Source organism: Streptomyces sp. HUAS 31, assembly GCF_028198125.1.
GTDB classification, from domain to species: Bacteria; Actinomycetota; Actinomycetes; order Streptomycetales; family Streptomycetaceae; genus Streptomyces; species Streptomyces chartreusis.
In genome coordinates this window covers 4,195,647-4,213,139 of sequence record NZ_CP116353.1, presented here as the reverse complement: position 1 = coordinate 4,213,139, position 17,493 = coordinate 4,195,647, and the positions used below count along the sequence as shown (strand labels likewise).

General features: G+C 74.0%; 5 protein-coding genes. All 5 read left to right on the top strand.

Features of this window, described 5'->3' with window-relative positions:
- Positions 1-31: 31 nt before the first annotated feature.
- From PGH47_RS18550 to PGH47_RS18530, 5 genes are read left to right on the top strand one after another with little or no spacing between them, the layout of a single operon-like run.
- Positions 32-8,095, top strand: a complete 8,064-nt coding sequence (locus PGH47_RS18550) for a non-ribosomal peptide synthetase (RefSeq protein WP_271664361.1) — start codon at positions 32-34, stop codon at positions 8,093-8,095.
- Complete coding sequence (locus PGH47_RS18545) at positions 8,092-15,399, top strand: amino acid adenylation domain-containing protein (RefSeq protein WP_271664360.1); 7,308 nt, start codon at positions 8,092-8,094, stop codon at positions 15,397-15,399. The genes PGH47_RS18550 and PGH47_RS18545 overlap by 4 nt, the downstream gene beginning before the upstream one ends.
- A gap of 50 nt (positions 15,400-15,449) precedes the next feature.
- Positions 15,450-15,656: an MbtH family protein gene (locus PGH47_RS18540; protein ID WP_107905917.1), complete on the top strand. Its 207-nt coding sequence runs from the start codon at positions 15,450-15,452 to the stop codon at positions 15,654-15,656.
- Positions 15,653-16,654: an ATP-binding cassette domain-containing protein gene (locus PGH47_RS18535; RefSeq protein ID WP_271668091.1), complete on the top strand. Its 1,002-nt coding sequence runs from the start codon at positions 15,653-15,655 to the stop codon at positions 16,652-16,654. The genes PGH47_RS18540 and PGH47_RS18535 overlap by 4 nt, the downstream gene beginning before the upstream one ends.
- Positions 16,654-17,493 (top strand): ABC transporter permease, encoded by an 840-nt coding sequence (locus PGH47_RS18530; protein WP_271664359.1) that lies wholly within the window; start codon positions 16,654-16,656, stop codon positions 17,491-17,493. Before PGH47_RS18535 ends, PGH47_RS18530 begins: the two co-directional genes overlap by 1 nt.

The following is a 17,493-nucleotide window of genomic DNA, read 5'->3' as shown; positions in this document are numbered from 1 at the left end:
TGAGGCGCTGAGAATGACGGAGAGCAAAGCGATGACGACAAACCGAGGCGCCGTCCTCCCGCTCACCGCGGCGCAGGCCGAGATCTGGTTCGACGAGCAGTTCGCCACCGGTCCGCTCGGCTACAACATGGCCGACTACATCGACCTGCGCGGACCGCTCGACCCGGACCTGCTCGGCCGGGCGCTCGGCCGGCTGGGCCACGAGGCCGAGGGCCTGCGCGTGCAGTTCGTGGAGGAGGACGGCACCCCCGGCCAGATCATCCGGCCGCTCGCGCAACTCCCGCTGAAACAGCTCGACTTCGCCGACGAGCCCGAGGCGCTCGCCGCCGCCGAGGCGTGGATGCGCGCCGACCACGCCGACCCCCTGAAGGTCACCGACTTCCCGCTGTTCCGCGGCGCCCTGATCCGCCTCGGCCCCGAGCACCATCTGCTCTACCTGTGCATGCACCACATCCTGGCCGACGGATTCAGCCGCGCCCTGCTCTACCCGAAGCTCGCCGCGCTCTACACCCGGCTCGCGGCCGGCGAGGACGAGCACGCCCTCGACGCCGACGCCATGCCGCCCTTCCACCGTCTGCTGGACGCCGAGCGCGACTACCTCGACTCGGGGCACGTCGAACGCGACCGCAAGCACTGGACGACCCGTCTCACCGCCGGCGCCCACGGCCCCGCACCCGAACTCGTCTCCCTCTCGGCCCGGCAGCCCGCCCCCGGCCGCAGCGCCCTGCGCCACACCGCCCGGCTGTCCGCCGAGGCCACCGACGCGCTGCGCGCCCTCGCCCGGGACGGCAAGGTGACCATGCCCGTCGTCATGGTCGCCGCGGCCGCCGCGTACACGCAGCGTGCCACCGGCGTCGACCGCCCGCTGCTCACCCTGCCGGTGACCGGCCGGGTCGGCGCCGCCAGCCGTGAGATCCCGGGCATGCTCGCCAACTACCTGCCGCTCGCCGTGCCGGTACGCCCCGACACCACCCGCACCCAGCTGCTGCGCCAGGCGTGGATCGAGGTGTCCGGCGCGCTGAAGCACCAGCGCTACCGCGGTGACCGCGTCCGCCGCGACATCGGCCTGCGCACCGACGACCGGCGCCCCTTCGGACCGTTCATCAACGTCCTCAACCAGGACCCGGCGCTCGCCTTCACCGGCGCCTGCGACGGCACGATCGTCAACCTGTCCACCGGCATCGTCAACGACCTCATCATCACCGTCCTGAACACCGCCGACGGCTCGATGGAGATCCACCTCGACGGCAACCCGGAGCTGTACACCTCGGCCGAGCTCGCCACCCACCTCGCCCGCTTCGAGGCCTTCCTCACCGACCTCGCCGCCCTGCCCGCCGACCACCCCGTCGGCCGGATCGGCCTGGGCGCCCCCGGCGAGCCCCGCGGTCTGCTCGGCACCTGGGACCGCGACGCCGAACAGGCGAACTACGAAGGGCTCGTGGAGCGCGTACGGGCCGTCGCCGCGACCTCGCCCGACGCCGTCGCCGTGTCCGACGGCACCGAGAGCGTCACCTACCGCGAGCTGCTGACCCGCGCCGCAGGTGTGGCCGCCCGTCTGCGCGCCTCGGGCATGGAGCCCGGCGCGGTGGTCGCGATGCTCGCCGACCCCGGCGTGCCGTTCGTCGCCGGTGTCCTGGGCGTCCTGGGCGCGGGCGGCGCGTACCTCCCGCTGGACCCGGCCGCCCCCGCCGCCCGCAACGCGGGCCTCCTCCAGGACAGCGGCGCCCGCCACCTCCTGACCGGCGCCGGCCACGACACCCCCGCCCCGGACGTCACCGCCCTCCCGCTCACCGCTCCCGCCGACGCCACCTCCGTGACCGAACTCCCCGCCATCGGGACCGGTTCGGACCTGGCGTATGTGATGTTCACGTCGGGGTCGACGGGTCGCCCGAAGGGGGCGATGGTGCAGCGCTCGGGGATGGTGAATCACCTCTGGGCGAAGGTGGGGGACCTGGACCTCGCCGCCGGTGAGGCGGTGGTCCAGAACGCCCCCCTGACCTTCGACGTGTCGGTGTGGCAGATGCTCGCCCCGCTGCTGGTGGGTGGTCGGGTACGGGTGTCGGGCACGGAGATGGCGGCGGATCCGGCCGGGCTGTTCGCGATGGTCCGCGAGGAGCGGGTCGCCGTCCTGGAGGTCGTTCCGTCACTGCTGCGGGCCGCGCTGGATGCCTGGGACCTGGACGAGCGCGTCCCGGAGTTGCCGGATCTGCGGTGGCTGATGGTGACGGGTGAGGCGCTGCCGGCCGACCTGTGCGAGCGGTGGCACGCCCGCTATCCGCGTGTCCCGCTCATGAATGCTTACGGTCCGACCGAGTGCTCGGACGACGTCACGCACGCGGTGATCCGTGCCGAGGACGACCTCGGCGGCCGGGTCCCGATCGGCGGCGCGGTCCGCAACACACGCCTGTACGTCCTGAGCGACGAACTCCAGCCGGTCCCCGCGGGCATACCCGGTGAGCTCTACGTCGGTGGCGCCGGCGTCGGACGCGGCTATCTGCACGACCCGTCCCGCACCGCGGGCACGTTCATGGCCGACCCCTTCGGGCCCTCGGGTTCCCGTATGTACCGGACCGGCGACCGGGTGATCCAACGCCCCGACGGGGAGCTGGAGTTCATCGAGCGGCGGGACCACCAGGTCAAGATCCGCGGCCGCCGGGTCGAGACCGGTGAGATCGAGGCCGTCATCCGTTCCCTGGAGAGCGTGGTGGACGCCGCTGTCGCCGTGCTGCCCGACGCGTCCGGCAATCCGCGTCTGGTCGGCTATCTGACCGGGCCCGGTGTGGACGCCGGCCAAGTGCGGGACGAACTGGCGCAGTTGCTGCCCGCGTACATGATCCCGGCCACCTGGCTCGTCCTGGACGCCATGCCGCTCACGCCCAACGGCAAGCTCGACCGCAAGGCCCTGCCGCAGCCCGCGCTGGGTGGGCAGGAGTCGGTGCGCCGGCCGCGTACCGAGCGTGAGCGGGTGCTGTGCGGGATCTACGCGGAGGTGCTCGGCACCCGGGACGTCGGGATCGACGAGGACTTCTTCGCCCTCGGCGGCGACAGCATCCGCTCCATCCAGGTCGTCAGCCGCGCCCGCAGCGCCGGCCTCGCCCTGACCACCCGGGACGTCTTCGAGCACAAGACCGTCGCCGCCCTTGCCCGTGCCGCGGGCAGCCTCGACGCCGACGCGACGCGCGAGCCGGACGACGACGCGGGCGGCGTGGGGCCGTACGAACTCACGCCGATCATGGGGCAGTTGCACGAGGACACCAGGTCCCTGGCCGGGCCAGTCGTCAAGTACAGCCAGCATGTCGTCGTGCATGTGCCGGCCGGGCTCGACGCCGAGCTGCTCGACGCGGCTCTGCACGCCCTGGTCGACCACCACGACGCGCTGCGCACCCGCGCCACCGAACCGGCGCCCGGACTGTGGCACACGGAGGTGCTGGAGCGCGGCGCGCTGGCCGGCGTACGGCTGGTGGCGAGCGCGGACGCGGGCGGCGCGCGGGACAAGGACCTGCTCGCGTTCGCCGAACGGCAGGCCGCGGCGGCGCGAGCGCGGCTGGACCCTGGTGCGGCGATCATGCTCCAGGCCGTACTGATCGACCCCGCCATTGCCGACCGAGGGCCGGTGGGGGCCGATCGCGCAGTTCCCCGCGCCCCTGGGTCGGTCACCGCTGAGCCGACGGGCACCGGGCCGGCCTTCAGGGGCGCGGGGAACTGCGCGACAAGCCCCCACGGACCCGCAGCCGCAGACGGACCCGAACTCCCCTCAACCGGCGCCGGCACCGCCCTCCTCGTGCTGTGCGGCCACCACCTCGTCGTCGACGGAGTCTCCTGGCGCATCCTGCTGCCCGACCTCGCCGCCGCCTGCGCGGCGCTCGCCGAGGGCCGCGCCCCCGCGCCCGAGCCAGTCGGCACCTCGTACCGCGCCTGGTCCCGGCTGCTCGCCGAGCAGGCCCGCACCGAGGTGCGCGGCGCCGAACTCGCGCTGTGGCAGGGGATCCTGGACGGCCCCGACCCGCTGGTCGGCACCCGGCGCCTCGACCTCGCCAAGGACGTGTACGGCACCCGGCGCACCCTCCGTCTCGAACTCGGCCCCGAAGTCACCGGCCCGCTCCTCACGGACGTGCCCGCGGCCTTCCACGCCGAGGTCAACGACGTCCTGCTGACCGGGCTCGCCCTGGCCGTCGCCGACTGGCGCCGCCGGCACGGTCACACCCACTACGCGCAGACCCTGATCGAGCTGGAGGGCCACGGCCGCGAACAGCTCACCGACGGCCTCGACCTGTCCCGCACCGTCGGCTGGTTCACCAGCGCCTTCCCGGTGCGGCTCGACCCCGGTGCCCTCGACTGGGACGAGGTGTGGGCCGGCGGCCCGGCCCTCGCCACCGCCCTCAAGCGGGTCAAGGAACAGCTGCGCGCCCTGCCCGACCGGGGCGTCGGCCACGGCATGCTGCGCTACCTCAACCCGCACGCCGCCCGCGTCCTCGCCCGCCACGAACGCCCCCAGCTCGGCTTCAACTACATGGGCCGCTTCGACGCCCGCGAGAACCGGCTGTGGGAACCCGCGGGCGGCGGCGGCGTCGTCGGCACCGGTGCCCACCCCGCCATGCCGCTGCCCCACCTCCTCGACGTCACCCCGGCCACCGAGGACCGCCACGACGGCCCGCACCTGATCGCCAACTGGGCGTGGGCCGGACAGGCGGTCGCCGAGGACGACGCCCGGGACATCGCCGAGACCTGGTTCCGCGCCCTGGACCTGCTGGTCCGGCACACCGCCGAGCCCGGCACGGGCGGCCGTACACCGTCCGACCTGCCGCTGGTCCACCTCACGCAGGACGAGATCGAGGCGTACGAGAGCGAACTCGCGGACGCGGGCACCGCCCTGACCGACGTGCTGCCGCTCACCCCGCTCCAGCAGGGCCTGCTCTTCCACGCGGACTACGACCGCGACGCCACCGACGTCTACACCCTCCAGATCGTCGCCGAACTGGAGGGCGACATCGACCCGGCGGTGCTGCGCGCCGCCGGGCAGGCACTCCTCGACCGGCACCCCAACCTGCGCGCCGCCTTCCGCGCCCGCGCCACCGGCGACCCCGTGCAGCTCGTTCCCGACCACGCCGAACTGCCGTGGCAGGAGACCGACCTGCGCGATCTGCCGGAGCCGCAGCGCGGCGCCGAACTCGACCGGATCACCGAGGCCGAGCGCACCCGCCGCTTCGACCTGACCGCCCCGCCGCTGTTGCGGTTCGCGCTGGTCACCCATGGCGAGGGACGGCACCGCTTCATCTGGACCAGCCACCACATCCTCGTCGACGGCTGGTCGATGCCGCTGCTCGTGCGGGAGCTGTTCGCCCTGTGCCGCACCGACGCGGACGTCACGCTGCTGCCCGACCCGGCCCCGTACCGCAGCTACCTCGGCTGGCTCACCGGCCAGGACCGCGAGAGAGCCCGCGCCGCCTGGCGGGACGCCCTGGACGGCGTCGACGAGCCGACGCTGCTCGTCCCCGCGGACCCCGACCGGGCCCCGGTCCTGCCGGAGGCCGTGCACGCCGAGGTGCCGCGCGAGCTGACCGCCGCCCTGTCCGGCTGGGCCCGCACCCAGGGCCTCACCCTCAACACCGTCGTGCAGGGCTGCTGGGCGCTGCTGCTGGGCCGGCTCACCGGACGCCAGGACGTCGTCTTCGGCGCCGTCACCTCCGGCCGCCCGGCCGAGGTGCCCGACGTCGAGTCGATGATCGGCATGTTCCTCACCACCGTGCCGGTCCGCGTCCCGCTGGACCCCGGCGCCACCCTCACCGAGCTGCTGCACACCCTCCAGGACCGGCAGACCGCGCTCATGCCGCACGAGCACCTGGGCCTCGCCGAGATCCACAAGGCGGCCGGGCTCACGGGCGAGGTCTTCGACACGGTGGTCCTCTTCGAGAACTTCCCGCTGGACGCCGCCGGCACCGACACGGGCACCGACGGCGTCCGGGTGCTGCGCACCGAGGCCAGGGACGCCCGCCACCACCCGCTGAGCATGGCGGTCTTCCCCGGCGACACCCTGACCCTGCGGCTCGACTACGCACCCGACCGCTTCACCCGCGCCGACGTCGAACGCGTCGCCCTGATGTTCCGGCACCTGCTGCGCACCGTCGCCGACCGGCCCGCCCTGCCGCTCGCCCGGATCGACGTGACCGCCCCGACGACGCTCGCCGGCCCCGGCACCCCTGGCGAACTCGGCGGTCTGCTCGGCAGCTGGGACCCCTCGATCCCCGAGGAGAGCCTCGGTGTCGTGGAGCGGGTGCGCGCGGTCGCCGACCGCATCCCCGACGAGCCCGCGGCGACCGACGGCACGACCTCCCTCACCTACCGCGAACTCGTCGAGACGGCCGGCGGCCTCTCCGCCCGCCTCACCGCGGCCGGGGTCACCACCGGCTCCGTGATCGCGATGCTCGCCGACCCCGGCGTGCCGTTCGTGACGGGCGTGCTCGGCGTCCTGGGTGCCGGCGGTGCCTACCTGCCGCTGGACCCGGCCGCTCCCGCCGCCCGCAACGCCGGCCTGCTGCGGGACAGCGGCGCCGGGTACCTGCTGGTGGGGACCGCGTACGAGGCCGAGGCCCGCGAGATCGCCGGTGACGTCACCGTCCTGGTCCTGGAGGACACCCTCACCGACCGCGCCCTGCCGCCCACCGTCGGCGGTGGCCTCGATCTGGCGTATGTGATGTTCACGTCGGGGTCGACGGGTCGCCCGAAGGGGGCGATGGTGCAGCGCTCGGGGATGGTCAATCACCTCTGGGCGAAGGTGGGGGATCTGGACCTGGCCGCCGGTGAGGCGGTGGTGCAGAACGCTCCGCTGACGTTCGACGTGTCGGTGTGGCAGATGCTCGCCCCGCTGCTGGTGGGTGGTCGGGTGCGGGTGTCGGGCACGGAGATGGCGGCGGATCCGGCCGGGCTGTTCGCGATGGTCCGCGAGGAGCGGGTCGCCGTCCTGGAGGTCGTTCCGTCACTGCTGCGGGCCGCGCTGGATGCCTGGGACCTGGACGGGCGCGTCCCGGAGTTGCCGGATCTGCGGTGGCTGATGGTGACGGGTGAGGCGCTGCCCGCCGACCTGTGCGAGCGCTGGCATACCCGCTACCCGCGTATCCCGCTCATGAATGCCTATGGTCCGACGGAGTGCTCGGACGACGTCACGCACGCGGTGATCCGTGCCGAGGACGACCTCGGCGGCCGGGTGCCGATCGGCGGCGCGGTCCGCAACACACGTCTGTATGTGTTGAGCGACGAACTCCAGCCGGTCCCGGTCGGCGTCCCCGGTGAGCTCTACGTCGGTGGCGCCGGCGTCGGACGCGGGTATCTGGACGACCCGGCGCGCACGGCCGGCACTTTCATGGCTGACCCGTTCGCCGGGCCCGGCACGCGGATGTACCGGACCGGCGACCGGGTGATCCAACGCCCCGACGGGGAGCTGGAGTTCATCGAGCGGCGGGACCACCAGGTCAAGATCCGCGGCCGCCGCGTGGAACTCGGTGAGATCGAGGCCGCCGTACGGGGGCTCGACCAGGTGACCGACGCCGCCGTGGCCGTCGTACCGGACGCGTCCGGCAATCCGCGTCTGGTCGGCTACCTGACCGGCCCCGGTGTGGACGCCGGCCAAGTGCGCGACGAGCTCGCGCAGTTGCTGCCCGCGTACATGATCCCGTCCACCTGGCTGGTCCTGGACGCCATGCCGCTCACGCCGAACGGCAAGCTCGACCGCAAGGCGCTGCCCCTGCCGGAGCGGGCCGACGAGGCGGAGCAGGCGCGTGGGCCGCGTGACGAGCGCGAGGAGATCCTCTGCGGGATCCTCGCCGAGGTGCTCGGCATGCCGGCCGTCGGCATCGACGAGGACTTCTTCGCCCTCGGCGGCGACAGCATCCGCTCCATCCAGGTCGTCAGCCGCGCCCGCACCGCCGGCCTCGCCCTGACCACCCGGGACGTCTTCACGCACCGTACGGCCGCCGAGCTCGCCCGGGCCGCGGGCGGCGTCGCGGCCGAGCCCGCCCCGGAGCCCGAGGGCGACCTGATCGATCTGACCGACGAGGAACTCGCCGATCTGGAATTCGAGTTGAGTGAGGATCTGTCGTGACCGAGCCCACCACCGGGTCGAAGAGCGGCCCCAGATCGAGGATCAGCGCGGTGCTGCCGCTCTCCCCGCTCCAGCAGGGCCTGCTCTTCCTTTCCTCCTACGACCGCACCGCCCCCGACCTCTACACCCTCCAGTTCGTCGCGGACATCGACGGTGACGCAGCCGACCTGGAGCGCCGGCTGCGCACCGCGTCCGCCGCGCTGCTGCGCCGCCACCCCAACCTGCGGGCCTGCTTCCGCAACCGCAAGAACGGCGAGCCCGTCCAGGTCGTCCCGCACGAGGACGAGGTGCGGCCGCCGTGGGCGGTGCACGACCTCACGGACCTGCCCGAGGAGGAGCGCGAGACGCGGGCCCGGCGGATCGCCCGGGAGGACCGGCTGAGGCGGATCGACCCGGCCCGCCCGCCGCTGATGCGGTTCGCGCTGCTGCGGCTCGGCGAGCGCCGCTGCCGGCTGGTGTGGTCCGTGCACCACATCCTGGTCGACGGCTGGTCGCTGCCGCTGGCCGTGCGCGAGCTGACCCTCCTCGCCGACGAGCGGGGCGCGACGGCCCTGCCCGAGCCGACCGCCTACCGGTCCTTCCTGAACTGGCTCGGCACCCGCGACCGCGCCGCGGCCCGCGCGGCCTGGGCGGGACTGCTGGACGGGCTCGACGGGCCCGTGCGGGTCGCGCCGGAGGCGACCGGCACGGACACCGAACTGCCGCAGTCCGTAAGGGACTTCCTGCCCGAGCGGGAGACGGCCGCGCTCACGGCCTGGGCGCGCGGGCGCGGGCTGACCCTCAACTCCGTGGTGCAGGGCTGCTGGGCGGTGCTGCTGGGCCGGCTCACCGGCCGCGAGGACGTCGTCCTAGGCGCCGTCACCTCCGGGCGGCCCGCCGAGGTGCCGGGCGTCGAGTCGATGATCGGGCTGTTCGCCAACACCCTTCCGGTACGGGCCGACGTACGCCCGCAGCGACGGGCGAGCGAGCTGATCGAGGAGCTGGCCCGGCAGCAGCTGGCGATGATGCCGCACGAGCACCTGCCGCTCGCCGAGGTCCAGTCCGCGAGCGGCATCCAGGGCGAACTCTTCGACACCGTCCTCGCCTTCCAGAGCTACCCCCTGGACGAGGAGGGCCTGCGCCGCGAGACCGGTGGAGCGGTGAGCGCGGCCCAGGTGCACTCGGCCACGCACTACCCGCTCCACCTCACGGTGCTGCCGGGGGAGCGGCTGGAGATGCAGCTGGCGTACCGGAGTTCGGTGCCGGGCGCCGAGAGCGTCCTCGGGCGGCTCGTGCGGGTCCTGCGGCAGGTCGCCGACGACCCGGACGTCCTCCTCGCCCGGCTCGGCGGCCTCGACCCGGCCGAGGAACGGCGGATCCTCACCGAGTGGAGCGGTACCGCCGAGTCCGGTCCGGCCCCCGCCCGCCGTACGACGATCCCGGAGCTGTTCGCGGAGCGGGCCGCGCGCACGCCCGACGCCGTGGCGGTGACCGCCGGCGCCACGAGCCTCACCTACCGGGAGCTGGACGAGCGCGCCAACCGGCTCGCGCACCTGCTCGCCGCCCGGGGCGCCGGGCCCGAGACGTTCGTGGCGATCGCGCTGCCGCGCGGCGCCGACCTGATCGTCGCCGTCCTCGCGGTCCTGAAGTCGGGCGCCGCATACCTCCCCCTCGAACCCGCCCACCCGGCCGACCGCGTCGCCCACACCCTGCACGACGCACGCCCCGTACTGCTGCTGACCGGCGCCGACGCCGACCTGCCCGCGGCACCCGACCTGCCGCGCGTCGACCTCGCCGCCGAGGGGACCCGGGCCGAGCTCGCCGCCTGCCCCGCCACCGACCCCCGCGCGGCCGTGGCACCCGAGCACGCTGCGTACGTCATCTACACCTCCGGCTCCACCGGCCGCCCCAAGGGCGTGGTCGTCCCGCACGGGAACGTCGTGCGGCTGCTCGACGCCACCGACGACTGGTTCGGCTTCGGGCCCGACGACGTGTGGACGCTGTTCCACTCCATCGCCTTCGACTTCACCGTCTGGGAACTGTGGGGCGCCCTGCTGTACGGCGGCCGTCTCGTCGTCGTGCCGTACGACGTCTCCCGCTCGCCCGACGCCTTCCGCGAGCTGCTCGCGCGCGAACGGGTCACCGTCCTCAACCAGACCCCGTCCGCCTTCTACCAGCTGATGCGCGCCGACGCCGGGGCGGACAGCGAACTCGCCCTGCGGTACGTGGTGTTCGGCGGCGAGGCCCTCGACATCGGCCGCCTCGGCGACTGGTACGCACGGCACGCCGACGACGCCCCGCGCCTGATCAACATGTACGGCATCACCGAGACCACGGTCCACGTCTCCTACCAGGAGCTGGACGCCGCCACGGCCGCCGCGGGCGGGGGCAGCGTCATCGGTCGCGGCATCCCCGACCTGCGGGTGTACGTCCTCGACGGCGCCCTGCGCCCGGCGGCGGCCGGTGTGCCCGGCGAGCTGTACGTCGCAGGGCCCGGCCTCGCGCGCGGCTACCTGGGCCGCCCCGACCTCACCGCCGACCGCTTCGTGGCCTGCCCCTTCGGACCGGCCGGCGCGCGCATGTACCGCACCGGCGACCTCGGCCGGTGGCGGGCCGACGGCACCCTCGAATACCTGGGCCGCGCCGACCAGCAGGTCCAGCTGCGCGGCTTTCGCATCGAACTCGGCGAGATCGCCACGGTCCTCGGCCGCCACCCCGGCGTCGCCGAGGCGGCGGTCGTGGCGCGGGAGGACCGCCCGGGGGACCAGCGCCTGGTGGCGTACGTGGTCTCGGAGGCAGAACTCGGTGCAGAGCTGCGCGAGTTCGCGAGCACCCGACTCCCCGACTACATGGTCCCGTCGGCCGTCGTACGGCTCCCCGCGATCCCCCTCACCGCCAACGGCAAGCTCGACCGCCGCGCCCTGCCGGCGCCCGAGTACGCCACCTCCGACCGGGCCCCGCGCACCCGCGAGGAAGAGACGCTGAGCGCGATCTTCGCCGAGGTCCTCGGCCTCGAACGCGTCGGCGTCGACGACGACTTCTTCGCCCTGGGCGGCCACTCCCTCCTCGCCACCCGCATCGTCAACCGAGCCCGCGCCGAACTGGGCACCGAGCTGGGCATCCGCGACCTCTTCGAAGCCCCGTCGGTGTCCGCGCTGGCCGCCCGGGTCCCGGCCGCCGAACCCGGCCGCCCACCACTCACCGCCCGCCCCCGCCCCGACACGCTCCCTCTGTCCTACGCCCAGCAGCGCCTCTGGTTCATCGAACACCTCGGCGCCCCCGACGGCCTCTACAACATCCCCCTCGCGGTACGCCTGTCCGGCCCACTGGACGTGCCGGCGCTGGAGGCAGCACTGGCGGACGTGGTGGCCCGCCACGAGTCACTGCGGACGGTGTTCCCGCACCACAGCGCCCCAGAGGGGCGCGGGGAACTGCGCGACCGGCCACGACGGACCGGCAGCCACCCGACGGCACGGCGCGGCACTTCCCCAGGTGCCGTCGGCCCCGCCGAACAGCGCGTGCTCCCGCCGACCGAAGCCCCCGTACCCCTACCGGTGATCGCCGTCGACGAGCCGGCGCTGGCCGACGCGCTGGCCACGGAGGCAACCGGCGGCTTCGACCTGGAGCACGAGATCCCCGTCAGGGCCCGCCTCTTCACCCTCGCCCCCGACGACCACGTCCTCCTCCTCGTCCTGCACCACATCACCGCGGACCGCTGGTCCCTCGCCCCCCTCACCCGGGACCTGACCACCGCCTACGACTCCCGTCGCAGCGGCCGAACCCCCGAACTTCCGCCGCCGGCCGTGCAGTACGCCGACTACACCCTCTGGCAGCGCGACCTCCTCGGCGACGAGTCCGACCCCGACAGCGAACTCGCCCGCCAGCTCGCGCACTGGAAGAAGGCCCTCGACGGCCTGCCCGAGGAACTCCAGCTCCCCTTCGACCTCCCCCGGGGCGCCCGCTCCGGCCACCACGGCGGCCTCACACGGGCCGACGCCCCCCGAGAGCTGGTCACGGCACTGCGGCACCTCGCGGCGGAGTGGGGCGTCAGCGTGTTCATGGTGCTCCAGGCCGCCCTCGCAGCCCTGCTCACCCGGCTCGGCGCGGGCACCGACATCCCGCTCGGCTCCCCGGTGGCGGGCCGCGCCGACGAGCGCCTGGACGACCTGGTCGGCATGTTCGTCAACACGCTCGTGCTGCGCACCGACACCGACGGAGACCCCGGCTTCCGCGAACTCGTCGCACGGGTCCGCGAGTTCGACCTGTCCGCCTACCGCAACCAGGACGTGCCGTTCGAAAAGCTCGTCGAGGTGCTCAACCCCGAGCGGTCGATGTCCCGGCACCCCCTGTTCCAGGTGATGCTCGGCCACCAGCAGGAGGCCGACCTGCCGCAGGGCGCCACGAGCGGCGGCCTGTCCGTACGGCCGCAGGAGGTGCCCGGGGCCACCGCCAAGTGGGATCTGTTCTTCCAGCTCACCGAGGAGGGCACCGACGGTCTCTCGCTCGCCCTGGAGTACCGCACCGACCTCTTCGAGCCCGCCACGGCCCGCCGGATCGCCGACTCCTACCTGCGGCTGCTGGCCGCCGCGCTCGCCGAACCCGGCCTGCCCCTGTCTCGCCTGGACCTCCTCGACCCCGCCGAGCGCACCGACCTGCTGGCCCGCGGCACCCGCCGCACCGGCACCGAACGCACCACCCTCGCCGAACTGGTGGCCCGCCGGGTCGCCGCAGCCCCGGACGCGGTGGCCCTGGTCCACGCCGACCCCGACGGGGCCCTGGTCAGCACGACGTACGCCGACCTCGACGCCGCCGCCAACCGGCTCGCGCACCTGCTCGCCGGGCGCGGCATCGGCCGCGGCGACCTGGTCGCGCTGTGCCTGGAACGCGGACCGGCCACCGTGACGGCCCTGCTGGCCATCGCCCGGACCGGTGCGGCTTACCTGCCGCTCGACCCGGCGTATCCGGCGGAGCGGATGCGCGGCATGCTCGCCGACAGCGGCGCCCGGCTGCTGCTGACCCAGGAGTCGCTGGCGCAGGCGCTGGACCCGGTGCAGGCGGAACTCGTCGTGCTCGACGACCCCGCCGTCCGCGGCAGCCTGGTCCACCTCCCGGTGACCCCGCCCGCCGTCGCCCCGCCGGCCCCGGACGACCTTCTCTACGTCATCTACACCTCAGGCTCCACCGGCCGGCCCAAGGGCGTCGCCGTCTCGCACCGTGCCGCCGCACGGCTCGTACAGGGCCTGCCCGAGCTGGAGTTCACCCCTTCCGACACCTTCCTGTACTTCGCGCCGGTCGCCTTCGACGCGTCCACCTTCGAGATCTGGGGGCCCCTCACGCAGGGCGCCCGGCTGGCGATCTGCCCGCCGGGTCCCGCCGACCCCGAGGCGCTCGGGGAGTTCTGCGGCCGGGCCGGGGTGAGCGTCGCCTTCCTCACCACCCAGTTCGTCAACGCGGTCGCCGACACCCGGCCCGCCGCGCTCGCCCCGCTGCGGATCCTGCTCACCGGCGGCGAGGCGCACTCCCGCGACCACCTCGAACGGCTGCGGGCCGCGTTGCCGGACACCCGCGTGTACAACGTCTACGGCCCGACCGAGACCACCACGTTCGCCACCCTCCAGGACCTCGCCGCCGCCGAGGACACCCCGGTGAGCGTCCCCATCGGACTGCCCATCGGCGACACCTGCGCCTACGTCCTGGACGAGGCCCTGCGGCCGGTGCCGCGCGGCGTCGTCGGCGAGCTGTACCTCGGGGGGCCGGGCCTCGCCCTCGGGTATCTCGGGCGGCCGGCGGCGAGCGCGGAGCGGTTCGTGGCCTGCCCGTTCGGGGAGCCCGGCGAGCGCATGTACCGCACCGGGGACCTGGTGCGCTGGGACTCCCGAGGCCGTATCGACTACGTCGGCCGGGCCGACCAGCAGGTGAAGATCCGCGGCTTCCGCATCGAACCCGGCGAGATCGAACGCCACCTGACGGCGCACGCCGATGTCGCGCGGGCCGCCGTCCTCGCCCCCACCGGGCCCGACGGACAGCGGCACCTCGTCGCCTACGTCGTTCCCGCGGACGGCCGTGCGGCGCCTGAACCGGGCGATCTGCGCGCCCACCTGGCCCGTACCCTCCCCGGTTACATGGTGCCGGGCGCGTTCGTCCCGCTGGCCGACCTGCCGCTCACCCCGAACGGGAAGCTCGACGTCCGGGCCCTGCCGGCCGCCGAGGCCGCTCCCGCCGACCGTGTCGTACGGGCGCCGGGCACCGAGGCGGAGCGGGTGCTGTGCGCTGCGGTCGCCGAGGTGCTCGGGTGCGGGGCGGTGGGTCCGGACGACGGGTTCTTCGCGCTGGGCGGGGACAGTCTCAAGGCGATTCTGCTGGTCAGCGCTGCCGCGCGGGGTGGGCTGCGGATCAGTCTTGCGGCCGTTTTCGAGCACCGGACGTTGGGGGCTCTGGCCGGTAGTGCCGAGATGGGTGGTGGTCCGGGTGCGGCGCCGCGGGGGCTGGTCGCGCAGTTCCCCGCGCCCCTTGAGGGCGTTGCAGGTGCCCTCGGTCCGATCCTGAGCATCCGGCCGACCGGCTCCCGCCCCCCGCTGTTCTGCGTGCACGGTGGGCTCGGCTTCGGGATTCCCTTTGCCGCGCTTGTCGAGCATCTCGACTCCGAGCAGCCCGTGTTCGCGCTCCAGGCCCGTGGGCTCGGCGATGACGAGCCGTTGCCCCGCGATCTCGCCGAGGTCGCAGACGAGTACGTGGAGCGGATCCGGGGCGTGCAGCCCAGCGGGCCCTACCACCTGCTCGGCTGGTCCTACGGCGGAGTCGTCGCCCATGAGATGGCGGTGCGGCTGCGGGCGGCCGGAAAGGAAGTGGCCTATCTCGCCAACCTGGACGCCTTCCCCGACGACGCGCGCGGCGCGGCGCCGACCGACGAGGAGTTCCTCGCGGACTTCCTCACCGAGGCCGGCGTCGGCACGGACGGCGTCGGCCGGCTCACCCCGGTCGCGGTCGCCGCGCACCTCGCGCGCATCGGCGGCCCGCTCGCCGGGCTCGGCGAGGCGACGCTGGAGCGGCTGATCGGCGTCATGCGCAACAACCTCGCACTGTTCCAGCGATTCACGCCCGGCCGGTTCGACGGCTGCCCCATGACGCTGTTCCTGGCGACCGGCGGCGGCCTCGGCCAGGAGGAACGCGCGCTGCGCACCAAGAGCTGGGAGCCGCACCTCGCCGGTTCCCCCGACGTGTACGACGTCGACTGCGGCCACCAGCAGATGCTCGGCCCCGGCCCGGCGGCGGTCATCGGCCGTCGCGTCGAACGCGACCTCGCGGCACTGACGGCCGCCCGCTGAACCCACGTACCCGAATGTCCGACCCATCCGCACAGATCTGGAGAACCGTCATGGCCAACCCCTTCGACAACGAGGACGGCACCTTCCTCGTCCTCGTCAACGACGAGGGGCAGCACTCCCTGTGGCCGTCCTTCGCCGCCGTGCCCGACGGCTGGCGGGTGGCGCTCGACGCGAGCGACCGGGCCACCGCCGTCGCCCACGTGGAGAGCAACTGGACCGACATGCGTCCGCTCAGCCTCCAGCGGCAGGCGGGCTGAGCGTGTCCTCGTCCGACATAGCCATCCTCGCCGAGGGCCTGGGCAAGACGTACCGGTCGCACACCGCGCTGCACGGCATCGACCTGTCCGTGCCGGCCGGCACCGTGCTCGGGGTGCTCGGGCCCAACGGCGCCGGCAAGACGACCACCGTGCGGATCCTCGCCACCCTCGTCCAGCCGTCCGCCGGGCGGGCCACCGTCGCCGGGCACGACGTCGTGCGCGACAGCGTCGAGGTGCGCCGGCGCATCGGGCTCGCCGGGCAGTACGCGGCCGTCGACGAGCTCCTGACGGGCCGCGAGAACATCGTGCTGCTCGCCAGGCTGCTCAGGTTCGGGCGGCGCGGAGCCGCCCGGCGCGCCACCGAACTGCTCGAACGCTTCGAGCTCACCGAGGCCGCCGACCGTCCCGTCGGCACCTACTCCGGCGGGATGCGCCGCCGGCTCGACCTGGCCACCTGCGTCATCGGCGAGCCCGAGGTGCTGTTCCTCGACGAGCCGACGACGGGGCTCGACCCGACGAGCCGGGTCGTCCTGTGGGACGTGGTGCGCGACCTGGTCGCCGACGGCGTGACCATCCTGCTCACCACCCAGTACCTGGAGGAGGCCGACGAACTCGCCGACCGCATCGCCGTGATCGACGCCGGACGCGTCATCGCCGAGGGCACCCCGCAGTCCCTCAAGCGGCAGGTCGGCAGCGAACGCCTGGAGGTCACCGTGGTCCGCCCGGAGAGCCTCGGCGACGCGGTGGCCGCCCTGGCCGCGCTCGGCGGCCGGCCCCCGGTCGTCGACGAGGCCGCCCGCCGGGTCTCGGTCCAGCTGGGCGACGACGGCCTGGACGAGGTGGCCCGCGCCGCGCTGGCCCTGCGCGAGAAGGGCGTCGCCACCGCCGACTTCGAACTGCGCAGGCCCACCCTCGACGACGTCTTCTTCGACCTCACGGGCACGGGCCGCAAGGAAGGGACCGAGGAGACCCGGTACCGGAAAGAGGAGATCCACTGATGGCCACGGCAACCGCGACCCGCCCCGCATCCTCCGGCGGCGCGTTCGCCGGGCACGTCGGAGACACCCTCGCGCTGGCCGGCCGGCACCTGACGCATCTGCGGCGCTCGCCCGGCCGGCTGATCCTCGTCACCATGAACCCGCTGGTGATGCTGATCGCCGTCGGCTACCTGTTCCGCAACTCCATGCAGGTCCCCGGAGGCGTCGCCTACGAGGACTTCATCATGGCCGGCATCGCCATCCAGGTCGGCCTGACCAGCGTCGGCCCCACCGCCATCGGTGTCGCCCTCGACCTGCGGCACGGCCTCGTGGACCGGTTCCGGTCGCTGCCGATCTCGCCGGCCTCGGTGCTCGTCGGACGCACCCTGTCCGACCTGTTCGTCGGCGCCGTCAGCCTCACCACGGTGTCCCTGGTCGGCCTCGCCGTCGGCTGGCGCCCGCACGAGGGCGTGCTGCGCACCGCCGCCGGATTCGGCGTCCTGCTCGCCTTCGTCTACGTGATGCTCTGGGTCGGAATTCTCCTCGGCACCACGCAGAAGAACATCGAGGCCATCGACGGCACCGGCGCGCTAGTCCTCGTCGTGTTCAGTTTCCTTTCCAACGCCTACGTCTCGGTGAGCGGCCTGCCCGGCTGGCTGCGCCCGGTCGCCGAATGGAATCCGGTCACCTCCGTCATCACCACCTGCCGACGGCTGTGGGGCAATGACCCCGCGGGCGCCGCCGGCAGCGGATTCCCCGCCGAGCACCCCGGTCTGGTCACCGCCATCACCCTGTCCGCGCTGCTGGTCGTGGCGGTCGCGGGGAGCGTACGGGGCTTCCGGCGGGCCGTCGGACGCTGA